The organism is Cognatundibacterium crateris, from assembly GCF_010078235.1.
Classification (GTDB): domain Bacteria; phylum Pseudomonadota; class Gammaproteobacteria; order Burkholderiales; family Burkholderiaceae_D; genus Undibacterium; species Undibacterium crateris.
On record NZ_JAABOS010000005.1, the window covers coordinates 113814 to 130659 of the forward strand.

Consider the following 16846-nt stretch of genomic DNA (forward strand, 5'->3'; position numbering starts at 1 on the left):
CAGGGAGAGCAGCGTCTTTGACAGATCAGTCTGGACTTGAGGGTGCGATCAGGGCAGTCAGTACATGATCGCGCCAGCTACCATTGATACGCAGATAGGCCTTGGCAATGCCTTCCTGTTCGAATCCCAGGCTGCGCAACAAGGCGGCACTGCGTGCATTTTCTGGTACATAATTTGCCATCACCCGGTGCAGACCCTGATGTAGGAATACATAGTCCAGGCCAGCCTGCACTGCTTCATGCATTAAAGCTTTGCCCTCGCAGTCGGCAGCAATCGCATAGCCCAGATGGCAGGCTTGAAATGCGCCCCTGACTACATTGCTGAAATGGCAGATGCCTATCATCCTGTCTTCTAGCCAGACTGAGAAAGGAAATCCTGTTCCGCTGATAAATTGTTGATTGAACTGAGCGATGCGTGCTTCGCAAGCCTCGGGTGAAAAATAATCAGGCTGACGCTCTGGTTCCCAGGGCTGGAGATGAGCCTGATTGTCCAGCAAATAGTGCTGATAGGATGGGCTATCCTCCAATTGCAATACACGTAAGGTCAGTCTCTCGGTTTGCAGGATGGGATAGGGCATGGCGGCCTCAGGAAATGGCAGTGGCCGGAGTATACAACTTTTGTTGTTTATATGGCAGTTTTTTGCTATTGCGCGCTGGCATCTTCACTGAGCATGGTCACGCCCGGTAAGGTGCAGGCCAGCACAGTCTGGCGTATGGCTTCGATAGCGGCCTGACGGGTAAAACTTTTACGCCAGGCGATCACAATTCTGCGCTCCGGTGCCGGAGCAGCAAAGGGTACATAGCGCAGCATACCGTCTTTGCTGTGCAAGTCAGCGACTGAGGCTGCCGGCAGTACCGTCAGACCCACACCGGATGCCACCATATGACGTATGGTTTCGAGTGAAGAGCCTTCAAAAGTGCGTGCAATGCCATCTCCGGTAGTGGAGAAGCGCGCCATCTCTGGACAGACTTCCAGTACCTGATCGCGGAAGCAATGTCCATTTCCGAGCAATAACATGGTTTCCGTCTTTAATTCAGCAGCTGAAATTTCTTCACGCTCAGCCCAGGCATGGTCTTTCGGCATGGCGACCACGAAGGGCTCGTCATACAAAGCCTGTATCATCATGCCGTGATCAGGCAGTGGCAAAGCCATGATGGCTGCATCGAGTTCACCCTGGCGCAGTAATTCCAACAGTTTGACCGTGAAATTTTCTTGCAGAACCAAAGGCATCTGCGGCACCCGCTCTATCATGTTTTTGACCAGCGAGGGCAGCAGATAAGGACCTACGGTATAGATCACACCAAGGCGGAAAGGGCCCGCCAGCGGATCTTTATTTTGTTTGGCAATTTCTTTAATGGCAGCGGTTTGCTCCAGCACCCGCTCCGCCTGCGCTACGATTTGTGCGCCCAGTGGTGTGGTCGAAACTTCAGTGCCGCCACGCTCGAAAATCGTGACGCCCAGCTCATCTTCGAGCTTCTTGATCGCGACAGACAAGGTCGGCTGCGCCACAAAACAGGCCTCTGCAGCATGGCCAAAATGTTTTTGCCGGGCGACCGCGACGATGTATTTTAATTCGGTGAGTGTCATGGTCTTAGTTTGGCACAGACTGGGCGAATCGTCAGCAAACTATTCAGTCAAAAATTAAAAAAAGCAGAATTCCTGGCGGTGCTGCATGACTAAAGCTGCCTCTTGATGCTTAAAATCGGACTAGGCATGGGTTGAGTTGTTGGCATTCCAATATCAAGCCATGCACCCAGTCCGCTTTTGTACTTATGGCGGACTTATTTTTTGTTCGCCATTGCCTTAGTCAATTCCATATGCCCTTGTGCCATGCCGCTTTCCGGCACGGTTTCGTGCTCGCGCTGGCGTACTTCCGCCAGTCGTGCAGCGAGCTGTTCCGGCGCATCGCTGGCATGGCCTATGTGTACACCTTGGGTCAGTGTGATGTGAGCTGCCTCAAAACTGCCTGCTCCGGCGCATAAAATAGTTCTGTTCGGTGCCTGTTCAGAAGCCAGTACCAACATGGCAGGCACCACATCGGTGGGTTGCAAAGCCTGTAAAAACTCAGGTGGGAACAGGCTTTCCGTCATGCGGGTAGCGGCAGTCGGGGCAAGGCTGTTGACACGGATATCGTATTTGGCGCCTTCCAGTGACAAGGTTTGCATCAGGCCTACCAGCGCCATTTTGGCCGCGCCGTAATTGGATTGACCGAAGTTACCGTACAGGCCAGAGGAGGAGGTCGTCATCACGATACGACCATATTTTTGTTCCGTCATGATGGGCCAGACGGCTTTGCAGCAGTGCACTGCGCCCATCAGATGCACATCCAATACGAGTTTGAAATCGTCCAGCTCCATTTTGGCGAAACTCTTATCGCGCAGGATGCCGGCATTGTTGATCAGGATATCGATGCGGCCCCATTTGGCCATGGTCTCTTTGACCATCGCTTGTACTGCCGCGTAATCAGTAACCGATGCACCATTGGCGATCGCTTCGCCGCCGGCAGCAAGGATTTCTTCAACCACAGCGAGCGCAGCTGCGGATGAGCCGCCCGAACCATCGCGTGTACCGCCCAGATCGTTGACCACGACTTTGGCACCTCTGGCAGCCAGTGCCAGTGCGTGCTCACGGCCCAGTCCGCCACCGGCACCGGTGACGATAGCTACGCGTCCTGTCAAGTCTATGCTCATGCTGTCATCCTTTATATGTTTCGTTGAAATTGAGTTGCTGAATGAGTGTCTTGTTTAGCGTCTTGTTCTTGTGTCAGTCTGGGCCTGGCTTGAAGTCCGGCCAGACTGCAGGAATGCATTGTAACCTGCAGCGCATGACATGATAGCCGGCTTGTTCAGCTTAGTTTTTTCTGCATCATGATGGCGCCACCCATGGCAGGATCAAGCTCATAAGTGGCAAAACCCTGGCTCAGATACAGTTGGCGTGCCGGATGATTGCCTTCCAGGACTTCCAGCGTGAGCTTGCAATAGCCTTGTTGTTGCGCAAATTCGCAGATGCTGTGCATGAGTCTATGGCTGATACCCCGCCCACGAAAATCTGGATGCACCGCAAAGTCGTGAATATTCAATAAGGGCTGACAAGCGAAAGTAGAAAAGCCCTCTACGCAGATGGCAAAAGCAGCGGCCTGTTCAGCTTCATACGCCAGAAAAGTATGCACCATTGTTTGGCGTTTTTGCAGTTCGACGATTAAATTCGCCTGGCTGTAAGCAGACAGGGCTGCGCCACCACCCATGGGATCACTCGCATAGGCATTCAATTGCTGCAGCAAGTCTTGAGCATGGCGCGGATTGTGCAGGTCGGCTTTGATGAGTGTCAGCATAAGTAGTCCAGAGAATGGTGTCGTTGGATGGAGTTAAGATAGCGCTGCCCGGCGCTGCCTTAATCTCATAGCTGGTGCAGCCATGATAGCCTCAGACCCGCAAAAATTCTTCTTTGTTCCCCAGCCAGCGTTCCAGATGGGCGGCGACGGTGACCGGGTCGTGTTTGAGTAATTCCTGCGCCAGATTGCGCGCTTTTTCTACCAGCCACTGATCTGTTTCCAGATTCGCGAAGCGTAACATCGCCTCGCCGGATTGGCGTGCACCAAGGAATTCACCGGGGCCGCGCAATTCCAGATCTTTTCTGGCGATTTCAAAGCCATCATTACTCTCACGCATCGTGGCCAGCCGTTGTTTGGCCGTGCCGCCCAGTGGGCCTTGGTAGAGCAGTAAGCAGACCGAGGCCGCCGCGCCGCGCCCGACCCTGCCACGCAACTGATGTAATTGCGACAGACCGAAGCGTTCGGCATGCTCTATCACCATCAGACTCGCATTCGGCACGTCGACCCCGACCTCAATCACCGTAGTGGCAACCAGTACCTGGCTGCGCTGGTGGATGAAATCATCCATCACAGTTTGTTTTTCAGCCGGTTTCAGACGTCCATGCACCAGGCCGACCTGTATGCCGGGTAAGGCGGCTGCCAGCATCATATGAGTATCAGTCGCTGTTTGTAATTGCAGGGTTTCCGACTCTTCGATCAATGGGCAAACCCAGTAGACTTGCTTACCTTCCTGTGCTGCCGCATGGACTCGGGCGATCACTTCATCACGACGGTTCTGGTCGATCACGCGTGTCACGATAGGGGTGCGGCCGGGCGGCAGCTCATCAATCACGGAGACTTCCAGATCCGCAAAATACGTCATCGCCAGCGTACGCGGGATAGGCGTGGCGGACATCATCAGCTGATGCGGTACTTTGCCGGCCACGGCCTTGTTCGCCAGATTCAGCCGCTGGCCCACGCCAAAGCGATGCTGCTCATCGACCAGCACCAGTCCCAGATTCGCGAACTGCACGCTGTCCTGGATCAGCGCATGCGTGCCTATCACCAGCTGTGCTTCGCCGGAACTGATCATGGCATTGGCCTGATCTTTTTCTTTCTTTTTCAGGCTGCCGGTCAGCCAGGCAGTTTTCACCCCCAGCGGTTCCAGCCAGGCAGCGATTTTGCGGAAATGTTGTTCAGCCAGAATTTCAGTCGGCGCCATCAATGCCGCCTGAAAGCCATTGTCTATCGCCTGCGCTGCCGCGAGTGCTGCAACGATGGTTTTGCCGCTGCCTACATCGCCTTGCAATAAGCGCTGCATAGGATAGTCCTGGCGCAGATCGGCGCGGATTTCTGCCAATACTTTTTCCTGCGCCCCAGTCAGTGCAAACGGCAGATTAATCAGAAAAGCATTGCTGAGTTCACCCACCACGGGCATCGCCGGTGCGCCTTTGCTGCGTCTTGTCAGCTGGGCACGCTTGAGCGAGAGTTGTTGTGCCAGCAGTTCATCGAACTTCATGCGCAGCCAGGCCGGGTGTTCGTGCTCCATCAGACTGTGCTGATCGATATCGGGCGGCGGGTGATGCAGGGTGCGGACGGCAGTTTCAAAGCCACATAATTGCAGGCTGGCCAGCCGCGCTGCGGACAAGGTGTCGCGCCAGTGTACGCGTTCTATTGCATTGCTGATGGCCTTACGCAGCAAGGCTTGCGGCACACCTTCACCCGATGGATAAACTGGCGTCAGCGCATTCGGCAGTGGCGCGCCTTCATTCACGATTTTATAGTTAGGATGCACCAGTTCCGCACCCAGGAAGCCATGCCTGAGTTCGCCGCGTGCACGCACCCTGGTACCTGTCGCTAGCTGCTTGGTCTGGCTGCCGTAAAAATTCAGAAAGCGCAGCGTGACCTGATCGCTGTCATCGCTGAGGGTGACCACCAGTTGCCGCCTTGGCCGGTATTGCACATCTGCGGCTGTGACCACGCCTTCGATTTGCACCTGGCTGCCGCCGCGCAGACTGGCTTCGCGCATACTCAGGATCTGGGTTTCATCCTCATAACGCATAGGTAAATGCAGGATAAAATCCATGTCTTTACGTAAGCCCAGCCTGGCCAGCTTATCACTTGCTTTAACAGGGGCTTTGGCGGTTTTTTTTGTATTGGTTTTCGTGCGGGCTGATGTCTGTGCCGACTCGCTGGCGTCGCTTTCCATAGCGTTCTCCGCTGCGGGCGCTGCCGTAGTCAGGGCAATCTCATCCTGTGCATTTGGGTGTTCCGCTGCCATGGGTGTAAAATGGTGGGTTTTGCCGTCGGCTTTGCCTGGTCGGTTATAAACAAGTTTGCTAAAAAATCAGCATACCGCATGTGCACTTTCCCCTGAGTTTATGCTGAGGGGCAGGTTGTTGTGCTTTATTTTACTGATTTTTTATACAGTGCGCAGCATTTTGTTCCATTTGATACGGTTTCCCGAGCATGAACTATTCTCTGAGTGATTTTGATTTCGATTTGCCTGATGCCTTAATCGCGCAAACTGCCTTGCCAGACCGGACGGCATCGCGCTTATTGCATGTGGATGGCGAGCGCTTGCTGGATCGCCAGTTTCCCGACATTCTGGAGCAATTGCATGCTGGGGATGTGCTGGTGTTTAACGATACCCGCGTACTCAAAGCACGCTTCTTCGGCGTCAAGGAAACCGGTGGCAAAGTGCAGTTGCTGGTCGAGCGTATTCTGTCCAATACTGAGCAAAACCGCAGTGTGCTGGTACAGATGCGTGCCTCTAAAGCGCCGCTGGTTGGCAGCAAAATCCGTCTGGCCGATGCATTTGATGTGACCGTCGGTGAGCGTGTCGGTGAGTTTTTTACGCTGTACTTCCCGGACGATATTTTTATCTTGCTCGACACCTATGGCCGCTTGCCGTTGCCACCGTATATAGAGCACGATGCCGATGCCTTTGATGAGCATCGTTATCAGACTGTGTACAGCCGTGTGCCGGGTGCGGTCGCCGCTCCGACTGCAGGCTTGCATTTCGATGAAGCCTTGCTGCAGCGCTGCCGCGACAAGGGGATTACGCTGGCCTATGTGACGCTGCATGTCGGTGCTGGCACGTTTCAGCCGGTGCGCACCGAAAACCTGGCGGAACATGTGATGCACAGCGAGTGGTACACCGTACCGCAAGAAACCGTGGATCTGATCCGCGCGGCCAAGGTCGCCGGACGTCAGGTGGTGGCAGTCGGCACCACCAGTATGCGTGCGCTGGAATCTGCCTCGCAATCCGGCAGTCTGCAGGCGGGCAGCGATGATACCTGCCTGTTTATCACACCGGGCTATGTATTCAAGACGGTAGACCGTCTGATTACCAACTTCCATTTACCTAAATCGACATTGATGATGCTGGTATCGGCTTTTGCCGGTTATGAGCGTGTTAAACAGGCTTATGCACACGCCATCGCACAACAATATCGTTTCTTCAGCTATGGTGATGCCATGTTGCTGACCAATACTTCCGGGAAATATCATGCTTGAATTTACCTTAATTAAAAAAGACAAAACCACAGCAGCGCGCCGTGGCCGCGTGAAAGTCAATCATGGTGTGATTGAAACGCCTATCTTTATGCCGGTCGGTACCTATGGCTCGGTGAAGGCGATGTCGCCACTGGAACTTAAGGAAATCGATGCCCACATTATTTTGGGTAATACCTTCCACCTGTGGCTGCGCCCGGGGCTGGATGTGATGAACAAATTCGGCGGCCTGCATGGTTTCATGGGCTGGGATAAACCTATCCTGACCGATTCCGGCGGTTTCCAGGTGTTTTCGCTGGGCGCGATGCGCAAAATTACCGAAGAAGGCGTGAAATTTTCTTCCCCTATCAGCGGTGAGCGCCTGTTCCTGTCGCCAGAGATTTCCATGCAAATCCAGCGCTCCCTGAATTCCGATATCGTGATGCAGTTCGATGAATGCACACCTTATGAAATCGATGGCCGTCCGGCGACAACCGAAGAAGCCGGAAAATCCATGCGCATGTCGCTGCGCTGGGCGCAACGCTCTATCGATGAATTCAATAAAACCGAAAACCCGAACGCCTTGTTTGGTATCGTGCAGGGCGGTATGTTTGAACATCTGCGCGATGAATCGCTGGCGGGCCTGAATGAGCTCGGCTTCCATGGTATCGCCATCGGTGGTTTGTCGGTGGGGGAACCGAAAGAAGACATGATGCGCATCCTTGCGCATACTGGTCCGAAATTGCCGGAAAATAAACCACATTACCTGATGGGTGTAGGCACACCGGAAGATCTGGTGGCTGGCGTAGCGAATGGCATTGATATGTTTGATTGCGTGATGCCAACCCGCAATGCGCGTAATGGCTGGATTTTTACCCGCTTTGGCGATGTGAAAATCAAGAATGCACGTTATAAAGAAGATAAAGAGCCGCTGGATGCGACTTGTGAATGCTATACCTGCAAGAATTTCTCGCGCGCTTATCTGCATCATTTGCATCGCACCGGCGAAATTCTGGGGGCCCGTCTGAACACTATCCACAATCTGCACTACTACCTGGATTTGATGAAAAACATCCGCCGTGCGCTGGATGACGAGCGTTTCCCGGAATTTGTACAGCAATTCCATGCTGATCGTCAGCGTGGGATCTGAGCCAGCGGCCTAAAGTAGCAAACCTGCCTGCTTAGATGCTGAAATGTGCAGCGAAAGGCAGGAAAGGGTAGTAAAAAGCAGGAAAATGCAGGAAAAAGCAGTTTTTACGATAGCCGGTGCTAGAATGTGGCGCTTTGCCAATTGAAAAACCGGCTTTTGGCACCAGATGCGGGGTTGCGGGAAATTGTCCTCGCGAGTTGGCTTGCGCAGTGCGCGTAGCCGGTTCATCAGCCTGAGCCAGCTTCCCGTCTGACAGGTTTTGCCATCCTGCTTATCTGGAATTGCAACGAAAACAGTATGTCGGTTTGATTGTCGGTTTGATCACATACTGTGGATTATTACAACGATTGGAGTCTGAACGTGTTTATTTCTAACGCTTACGCGCAAACTGCGGGTGCAGGTGTCGATGGTGGTCTGATGAGTTTCTTGCCACTGGTGTTGATGTTTGTGGTGCTGTATTTCCTGATGATACGTCCACAGATGAAGCGTCAGAAAGAACAGAAATCCATGATGGATGCGCTGGCAAAGAACGATGAAGTCGTGACCGCCGGTGGCATACTGGGTCGTGTGACCAAGGTGAACGAAAGCTATGTCACGCTGGAAGTCGCTAACGGTACCGAAGTCGTCGTGCAGAAAATCGCGATTTCGACTTTGCTGCCAAAAGGCACAATCAAGGCGATTTAAGCTCATCATACAGGCAACGCAGTCCATATTTATTGTGGACTGCGTTGTGCTTTTCAGCATCCCATTCTTAGATAATTATGAATCGCTATCCACTCTGGAAGTATGTCCTGATCCTGATTGCCCTGCTGTTCGGCGCTTTATACACTGCGCCTAACTTCTTTGGTGAGTCTCCTGCGGTACAGATCAGCAGCGCCAAGTCGACTGTCAAGATCGATGAAAGCATGAGCAAGCGCGTTGAACAGGTGTTGCAACAGGCGACACTCAAAGACAGCGGTATTTTTTATGATTTCAACGGCATGCAGGGTTCGGTACGTGCGCGTTTCGCCGATACAGATACTCAGTTCAAGGCAAAAGATGCACTCGAAAGAGCCTTGAATGCCGATCATAATGATCCTACCTATACCGTCGCATTCAATCTGTTATCGAATACGCCTAAATGGCTGCAAAGCATCCATGCACTGCCTATGTATCTGGGTCTGGATTTGCGTGGTGGTGTGCACTTCCTGATGCAGGTTGACACCAAGGCAGTCATGAACAAGCGGATACAGGGTTTGCAATCCACAGTGAAAACCAGCTTGCGTGATAAAGAAATCCGCTACGCGGGTCTGAGCCGCGATGGTGACGTGATTTCTGTTAAGTTCCGTGATGCTGAAACCCGCAACAAGGCGAAAGCCGTGCTGGCTGATCAGATGCAGGACGTCAGTTTGCAGGATGTGCCAGAGTCGACTGAATTCGAAGTAAAGATCGCACTCAAACCGGAAGCATTGAAAGCCGTCATCAGTGAGGGTGTAAAACAGAATATTACGGCTTTGTCCAAGCGCGTGAATGAGCTTGGCGTGGCTGAACCTATCATCCAGCAGCAAGGTCCTGACCGCATCGTGGTGCAGTTGCCTGGTGTGCAGGATGTGGCGCGTGCTAAAGAAATTATCGGTCGCACTGCAACGCTTGAAGTCCGTGTGCTGGATGAAAGTGTACTGGGTGCGGTGGACGAAAATACACCGGCTCCGTTTGGTGCAGAACGCTTCCGTTCTGATCGTAACGGCGAATGGCTGATGCTGGTTAAAGATCCGGTGGTCACAGGTGATTATATTACCGGCGCTACCGCCAGTTTTGACCAGAATCAGCAGCCAGCGGTATCGGTTGAGCTGAACGGTGACGGTGGCCGCAAAATGCGCGATGCAACCCGTAGCCGCGTCGGCAAACGCATGGCCATCGTGCTGTTTGAAAAAGGTAAGGGCGAAGTTCTGATTGCGCCGACTATCCAGAGTGAACTGGGTTCCCGCTTCAATATTACCGGTATGGGTACCCCTGCAGCAGCAGCCGATCTGGCGCTGTTACTGCGCGCTGGCTCGCTGGCAGCACCGATGGAAATCATCGAAGAGCGCACCATAGGACCGCAACTGGGCGTGGAAAACATCAAGCAGGGTAAGAATGCCACGCTGTATGGTTTTGCCGCGATCTCGGTCTTCATGATCGCCTATTACATGCTGTTTGGTTTCTTCAGCGTGCTGGCCTTATCGGTTAACTTGCTGTTGCTGGTGGCGATACTGTCGCTGATGCAGGCAACTCTGACCTTACCTGGTATCGCGGCGATTGCGCTGGCGCTGGGTATGGCGATTGATGCCAACGTGCTGATTAATGAACGTATTCGTGAAGAGCTGCGTGCTGGCCGTACGCCGCAAAAGGCGATAGAAGAAGGTTTTGCGCATGCCTGGGCAACGATTCTGGATTCCAACGTGACGACCATGATCGTCGGTCTGGCCCTGCTGATATTTGGCTCTGGCGCTATCCGTGGTTTCGCCGTGGTGCACTGCCTGGGTATTCTGACCTCGATTTTCTCATCCGTATTTGTCTCGCGCGGTGTCGTGAATCTGTGGTACGGACGTAAGAAAAAACTGAGTGCAATTTCTATCGGTCAGATCTGGAAACCCAGCGAAGACGCTGCGAAGTAATTTAAAGGACACAGGCATTTATCATGGAATTATTCCGCATTAAAAAAGACATTCCTTTCATGCGCCATGCGCTGATTTTCAATGTCATCTCTGCACTGACTTTTGTCGCTGCTGTGTTTTTCCTGGTACAAAAACAACTGCATTTTTCCGTCGAATTCACCGGTGGTACGGTGATGGAAGTGAGCTACACCAAGGCGGCAGACGTGGACGGCATACGCCGTACCGTCGATAGCCTGGGTTATGTGGATGCTTCGGTGCAGACTTTTGGTAAGGCGCAGGATGTGGTGATCCGCTTACCGCTGTCGAAAACCCTGAGTTCCACACAGCAGGCGGATCAGGTCATGGCGGCGCTGGTTGCTAAAGATCCTGATGTCAAAAAGCAGCGTGTAGAACAGGTCGGTGCCCAGGTTGGTGATGAGCTGGCCCACGATGGTCTGATGGCCTTGTTATTTGTGGTACTGGGCGTGATGGCTTATCTGGCGATACGCTTCGAATGGAAATTCGCGGTGGCAGCGATCGTCGCGAACTTGCATGACGTGATCATTATTCTGGGCTTCTTCGCTTTCTTCGAATGGGAATTCAACCTGTCCGTGCTGGCTGCGGTATTAGCAGTGCTGGGTTACTCCGTCAATGAATCGGTGGTTATTTTTGACCGTATCCGCGAGAATTTCCGTAAGCAGCGCAAGATGTCGGTGACAGAAGTGATCGACAATGCGATTACCAGCACCATTTCACGTACCATCATCACACACGGAAGCACGCAGATGATGGTGTTGTCCATGCTGTTGATCGGTGGCCCGACGCTGCACTATTTCGCTATGGCGCTGACCATCGGTATCTGCTTCGGTATTTACTCCTCGGTCTTTGTGGCGGCAGCGATTGCAATGTGGCTGGGTGTGACCAGAGAAGATCTGATCAAGCCGGTTAAAGAAAAAGACGATACAGACGGTGCCGTTGTATAAAACATGTCTTTATCGTGTAACGGAAAGTATCTACACTGAAAGCCAGCGGAAACGCTGGCTTTTTATTTGTTAGCATACAAAATGTATGCAAGCCGTGCACTTCAGAGTGAAACATCGGCGAAATGAGCGTTTGACGCCACGGTGTTCTTAGCTCGCTAAATCGCCCTGATCCCGTTCGCGAAACCGCTTTTGTTACTTCATTTGCCGGAATTGACCGCAAATCAGCTTAGCTTCTGCGAACTTTATGTCTCAAAGTCAGTCCTAGCGTCCGCGAAGTAAAAAAAGAATTGAAAAAAATGAGCCAACTGAAAACCATCACACTCGTTGCGGCGATCGCCGCTCTGGCCGCAGGCGGCTATTATGCGTACCAGTCATCTGCACCCAAAAATCCTGAAAGCGCCAATACGAAGAACGCTGACGCCAGCGCAAAATCATCGGCATCGGCTTCCGCCAGCGCCTTGGCTGGTAAAGGCGATAGCCGCCCGGTCAGTGTCTCTACCATACTGACGCAGAAAAAAGATTTTCCGGTTCGCCTGCAGGCTAACGGTGTGGTGTCCAGCCTGAACACGGTCGACATCCGGCCACAGATCACCAGCACGGTCACCCGTGTACATATCAAAGAAGGGCAGTTTGTACGTGCCGGTGAGTTGTTGTTTACGCTGGACAGCCGTAATGACGAAGTTAATCTGGCTAAGGCGCAGGCACAGCTGGACAAGGATATGGCCACGCTGGCTGACTTACAGCGTCAGCTGGCACGCAGCAAGGATTTAGTCAGCAAAAAATTTGTCGCGCAAAGTGCGCTCGACACTTCACAGACGCAGGTGGATGCGCAGCAGGCAGTGATTGCGTCGGATAAGGCGGCAGTGAATGCCGCTAAGGTCGCGCTCAGCTACAACCGCATCGTTGCTCCCGCATCTGGACGCACCGGCATCATTAGTGTGTTCGTGGGTTCCCTGGTACAGCCCAATGCGACGGCCACGGCGATGGTCACCATTACTCAGATCGATCCGATAGCGGTGACTTTCCCGCTGCCGCAGCGCCATCTGAACGATGCGCTGCAAAGTATGCGTAATGCAGACAGCTTTGTGCAGGCCAGTCTGCCGGATGGTCAGGGCAAATATAAAGGCAAATTACAGTTTGTCGACAACGTGGTTGATGCCGCGTCCGGTACCGTTAAAGTCAAAGCGGTGTTTGATAATAAAGAGATGAAGTTATGGCCGGGCGCTTACGTCAATCTGGACATGAGTGTGCGCACCATTAAGGATGCCGTGGTGGTACCGCAGGATGCGATTGTGGTCGGTGCACGCGGTAAGTCGGTCTATGTCGTGAATGCAGAGTCAAAAGCCGAAGTGAAACCTGTGACTGTGCTGGAAAGCTATGGCAATGAAGCGGTGATTTCCGGTGTTGAGGCTGGCGTCAAGATTGTATTGGATGGCAAGCAGAACCTGCGTCCGGGTGGTTTGGTGAAAGAGCGTAGTGCGGATGACAAAGACGCCGCTAAAGCTAAGGATGGTAAAGATGCCAAAGAGGGCAAGCCAGCCAGCAAAAACGCTGAAGGGCAGGGCGTGTCAGCCAAAGCAACTGAAGCACACAGCGCCTCTGCAGCGAGTGCATCATGAATTTATCTGAGTTATTTATCCGCCGTCCGGTGATGACGGTTTTGCTCAATCTGTCTATCGTGGTAGCAGGTATTCTGGCCTATCGCTATATTCCGATTGCGGCTTTACCCAGCTATAACACGCCTGTCATCAGCGTGAATGCCAATCTGCCGGGGGCCAGTCCTGAAACGATGGCGACCTCGGTTGCGCTGCCATTGGAAAAACAGTTCGCCACCATACCCGGCCTGTCGGTGATCAGTTCCAGCAATACGCTGGGGAATACTTCGCTGACGCTGGAGTTTGATCAAAACCGGAATATCGACGCTGCTTCGGTCGATGTACAAGCCGCCTTGCTGCGCGCCCAGCGTTCGCTGCCGATTGATATGACGTCGCCACCTTCTTATCGCAAGGTGAATCCAGCCGATGCACCGGTCTTGTTTATCGCGCTGACTTCTCCATCTTTAAGTCTGGCAGAGTTGACCAGTTATGCCGAGCATTTGATTTCACCCAGCCTGTCTACGCTGGAAGGAGTGGCACAGGTCAATATCTTCGGTATCAAACGTTATGCGGTGCGTATCCGCGTGATGCCGGATGCACTGGCTGCGCGTAATCTGACTCTGGATGACTTGTCGACTGCCATCCGCACCTCGAATGCGAATACCCCGGTTGGTACGCTGGACGGTGACAAACAAACCCTGACCCTGACTGCGAATAAGCAATTGCAAAGTGCACAGGAGTTCGCCAATCTGGTGGTCAGCAATAAAGGTGGACAGGTGGTGCGTCTGCGCGATGTGGCCAACGTCGAAGACAGCTACGAACAGGTAAAAACCAGTGCCAACTTCAATGGCGAGAGCTCGATTACGCTGGCGATTCAGCGCCAGTCGGATGCCAATACCGTAAAAGTGGTGGATTCGATCAAGGCTGCCTTACCGGGTTTCAAGGCCCAGTTGCCTGCTTCGGTGAATATGAATCTGGTCAATGACCGCTCAGTCTCTATTCGCGATGCCTTACACGACGTGAACCTGACGCTGCTGTTCACGATCTTCCTGGTGGTGCTGGTGATTTTCCTGTTCCTGCGTCACATGGTCGCCACCCTGATTCCTACGCTGTCGCTGCCAGTCTCACTGGTTGGTGCGATCAGTCTGTTATGGGGCTTTGGCTATACGCTGGATAACGTATCTTTGCTGGGTCTTACACTGGCCGTTGGTCTGGTGGTGGATGATGCGATTGTGATGCTGGAAAATATTATGCGTCACGTCGAGAATGGTGAAGAACCGTTCAAGGCCGCATTGCAGGGCTCACGCGAAGTTGGCTTCACGATTATCTCGATTTCCACTTCGCTGATCGCGGTGTTTATCCCGATTTTTTTCATGCCGGGCGTGATCGGTCAGTTATTCCATGAGTTTGCTGTGATCGTCAGTCTGGCGATTGTCGCTTCTGCTTTCGTTTCGCTGACCCTGGTGCCTATGTTGGCCAGCCGCTTTTTGAAGAACGAACATGAAATGGCAGCGCCGCCACGCTTAGTCGGCGCCATGTTAGGTGCGTTTGAACGTGGCTTCGATGCGTCCTTGCGCGTTTACACGCGTGGCCTGGACTGGTCACTGCGCTATCGCAAGCTGATCTTGTTGCTGGCATTGGCAACCTTTGTCGCGACTGCCTATTTGTTTAATGTGATTCCTAAAGGCTTCTTCCCGCAAGAAGATATAGGCCAGATTAATGTATCGACTGAGGCGGCAGAAGAGACCTCTTTCCCGGCCATGGTGGTGCTGCAGGATAAAGTGGCGAAGATCATACGCGAAGATCCGAATGTGGCGACCGCAACCTCGTTCAATGGCGGTAGCGGTGCGCAGAATAATGGCCGTATGTTTATCAATCTGAAGCCGCGCGATCAGCGTAAGCCGATGAAAGAAGTGGTCGATGGTTTGCGCAAGAAGGTCGCTGCTGTTCCGGGTATCACAGTATTCCTGCGCCCTACTCAGAACTTACAACTGGGTGGGCGCCCGAGTAAGAGTCAGTATCAGTACATCCTGCAAAGTGTGGAAGCGGGTGAGCTGAATGACTGGGCGCTTAAGCTGGTGGATAAACTGCGCAATGATCCCGGCTTTAAAGATGTGACCACCGACTCACAGCTCAAAGGATTGCAGGCCTCGATCGACATTGACCGTGACCGCGCCAATAGCCTGGGCGTGGGCATGGATAGTATACGTTCTGCGCTATACAGCGCGTTTGGTGAGCGCCAGGTCTCAACCATGTATACCAGTGTCGACAGCTATTCCGTGATTATGGAATTGGCTCCTGAAGCACGTAAAGATGAGAGCGCGATCAATGGCATCTACGTGCGCAGCAATACCGGTACGCTGGTGCCGCTGAACAGTATCGCGACGGTCAAACGCACTGTAGGACCGACCGCAATCAACCACGTCGGGCAGTTACAGGCTGTGACGGTGTCCTTCAATCTGGCACCTGATACGGCGTTGGGTGAAGCGACCAAGCGCATAGAACAATACCGCGAACAGATCAAATTGCCACCTTCGGTGATTACTTCTTACGGTGGCGATGCTGCGGTGTTTAAAGACTCGCAGTCCGGTCAGGTGGTGTTAATCGTTGCGGCCTTGCTGGTGATTTATGTACTGCTGGGCGTGCTGTATGAGAGCTATATCCATCCGATTACGATCTTGGCCGGTTTGCCATCAGCTGCAGTCGGTGCGCTGATCACGCTCAAGTGGTTTGGTGAAGATCTGACGCTGATCGCGACCATCGGTATTTTGCTGCTGATTGGTATCGTGAAAAAGAACGCGATCATGATGATCGACTTTGCGCTGGATGCACAACGTCATCAAAACATGACACCGGCAGAAGCGATACGCGAAGCTTGTATCCAACGTTTCCGTCCGATTATGATGACCACATTAGCAGCGCTGGTAGGCGCTTTGCCTATCGCACTGGGTCTGGGTGCCGGTGCTGAACTGCGTCAGCCACTGGGCCTGGCAGTCGTTGGCGGCTTGATTTTCTCGCAGGCGATTACGCTGTTCATTACGCCAGTGATTTATCTGGCGTTGGATAAATACAGCGGTTCTGGGCCGATAGTCGGTGATCGTTTGCCAGGGCGCTAGTCCTTAGCTGAGCAATGAAAAAACGGCACCTGGGTTCAGGTGCCGTTTTTTTATGCTAGGAATTTTGCGTCAGCTAAAAGAGTATGCTCTGCATATATTCCTTTGTGCATCAGCCGGATTTACTCCGTACTCAGATGCTGTTTCAGCTTGCTCAAAGCAGCTTCCAGCTGTGCGAAATCTTCCTCGCTATAAGCCTGAAATCTGACTGCACCGGCTTCTACCACTTGCGGGAAAATCTCTGCAAAGCGTTGTTCACCCTTAGCCGTGAGCTGGATAAAAAAATGGCGGCGGTCTTCGGTGCTGCGGCTGCGTTGTACCCAGCCTTGCTGTTCCAGACGATCAACCACGCCGGTTAAGGTGCCTTTGGTGATCAGGGTTTTTTCACCAAGTTCTTTGCACGTCATTCCTGGCGTATTGCCTAGCGTGGCGATGATGTCGAACTGCGATGGCGTGAAGCCGAAGCGCCGCACATTACGCGCGGATGCGTGTTCAAACAATTGCATGCATTCCGATAACAATCGTATGCTGCGCAGATAAGTCTTATTCATAATGAAGAGAAGTGATACTGATCTGAGCAGACTT

Annotated in this window: 13 protein-coding genes; 7 read left to right on the forward strand and 6 right to left on the reverse strand. The window is 52.8% G+C overall.

Annotated features, from left to right (window positions below):
* Positions 1-25 precede the first annotated feature (25 nt).
* From EYB48_RS11190 to recG, 5 genes are all read right to left on the reverse strand, one after another.
* Positions 26-577, reverse strand: a complete 552-nt coding sequence (locus EYB48_RS11190; protein WP_162020431.1) for a GNAT family N-acetyltransferase — start codon at positions 575-577, stop codon at positions 26-28.
* Between the two features lie 65 nt (positions 578-642).
* The gene (locus EYB48_RS11195; protein ID WP_162020432.1) at positions 643-1587 is read right to left on the reverse strand and encodes a hydrogen peroxide-inducible genes activator; all 945 of its coding nucleotides are present in this window, start codon (positions 1585-1587) and stop codon (positions 643-645) included.
* A gap of 194 nt (positions 1588-1781) precedes the next feature.
* Positions 1782-2690 carry an SDR family NAD(P)-dependent oxidoreductase gene (locus EYB48_RS11200; protein ID WP_162020433.1) on the reverse strand — a complete coding sequence of 303 codons (909 nt, stop codon included), beginning with the start codon at positions 2688-2690 and terminating at the stop codon, positions 1782-1784.
* A gap of 155 nt (positions 2691-2845) precedes the next feature.
* Complete coding sequence (locus EYB48_RS11205; protein WP_162020434.1) at positions 2846-3331, reverse strand: GNAT family N-acetyltransferase; 486 nt, start codon at positions 3329-3331, stop codon at positions 2846-2848.
* A 91-nt stretch (positions 3332-3422) separates the two neighbouring features.
* Positions 3423-5591, reverse strand: a complete 2169-nt coding sequence (gene recG / locus EYB48_RS11210) for an ATP-dependent DNA helicase RecG (protein WP_162020435.1) — start codon at positions 5589-5591, stop codon at positions 3423-3425.
* 188 nt (positions 5592-5779) lie between these two features.
* Here recG and queA point away from each other — a divergent pair, with 188 nt between their 5' ends.
* The 7 genes from queA (at position 5780) to EYB48_RS11245 (ending at position 16264) form a co-directional block, all read left to right on the forward strand.
* A complete protein-coding gene (queA, locus tag EYB48_RS11215) occupies positions 5780-6829 on the forward strand; it encodes a tRNA preQ1(34) S-adenosylmethionine ribosyltransferase-isomerase QueA (protein ID WP_162020436.1) in 1050 nt (349 codons plus the stop codon).
* Positions 6822-7955, forward strand: a complete 1134-nt coding sequence (gene tgt, locus EYB48_RS11220) for a tRNA guanosine(34) transglycosylase Tgt (protein ID WP_162020437.1) — start codon at positions 6822-6824, stop codon at positions 7953-7955. The genes queA and tgt overlap by 8 nt, the downstream gene beginning before the upstream one ends.
* Positions 7956-8315: 360 nt before the next feature.
* Positions 8316-8639 (forward strand): preprotein translocase subunit YajC, encoded by a 324-nt coding sequence (yajC, locus tag EYB48_RS11225; protein WP_162020438.1) that lies wholly within the window; start codon positions 8316-8318, stop codon positions 8637-8639.
* A gap of 77 nt (positions 8640-8716) precedes the next feature.
* Positions 8717-10591, forward strand: a complete 1875-nt coding sequence (secD, locus tag EYB48_RS11230; RefSeq protein WP_162020439.1) for a protein translocase subunit SecD — start codon at positions 8717-8719, stop codon at positions 10589-10591.
* Between the two features lie 23 nt (positions 10592-10614).
* Positions 10615-11553 (forward strand): protein translocase subunit SecF, encoded by a 939-nt coding sequence (secF, locus tag EYB48_RS11235; RefSeq protein WP_162020440.1) that lies wholly within the window; start codon positions 10615-10617, stop codon positions 11551-11553.
* A gap of 296 nt (positions 11554-11849) precedes the next feature.
* A complete protein-coding gene (locus EYB48_RS11240; RefSeq protein WP_162020441.1) occupies positions 11850-13172 on the forward strand; it encodes an efflux RND transporter periplasmic adaptor subunit in 1323 nt (440 codons plus the stop codon).
* Complete coding sequence (locus EYB48_RS11245; RefSeq protein WP_162020442.1) at positions 13169-16264, forward strand: efflux RND transporter permease subunit; 3096 nt, start codon at positions 13169-13171, stop codon at positions 16262-16264. Before EYB48_RS11240 ends, EYB48_RS11245 begins: the two co-directional genes overlap by 4 nt.
* Positions 16265-16383: 119 nt before the next feature.
* Here EYB48_RS11245 and EYB48_RS11250 read toward each other — a convergent pair whose 3' ends face one another.
* Positions 16384-16767 carry a MarR family winged helix-turn-helix transcriptional regulator gene (locus EYB48_RS11250; protein WP_235935068.1) on the reverse strand — a complete coding sequence of 128 codons (384 nt, stop codon included), beginning with the start codon at positions 16765-16767 and terminating at the stop codon, positions 16384-16386.
* Positions 16768-16846: the final 79 nt, after the last annotated feature.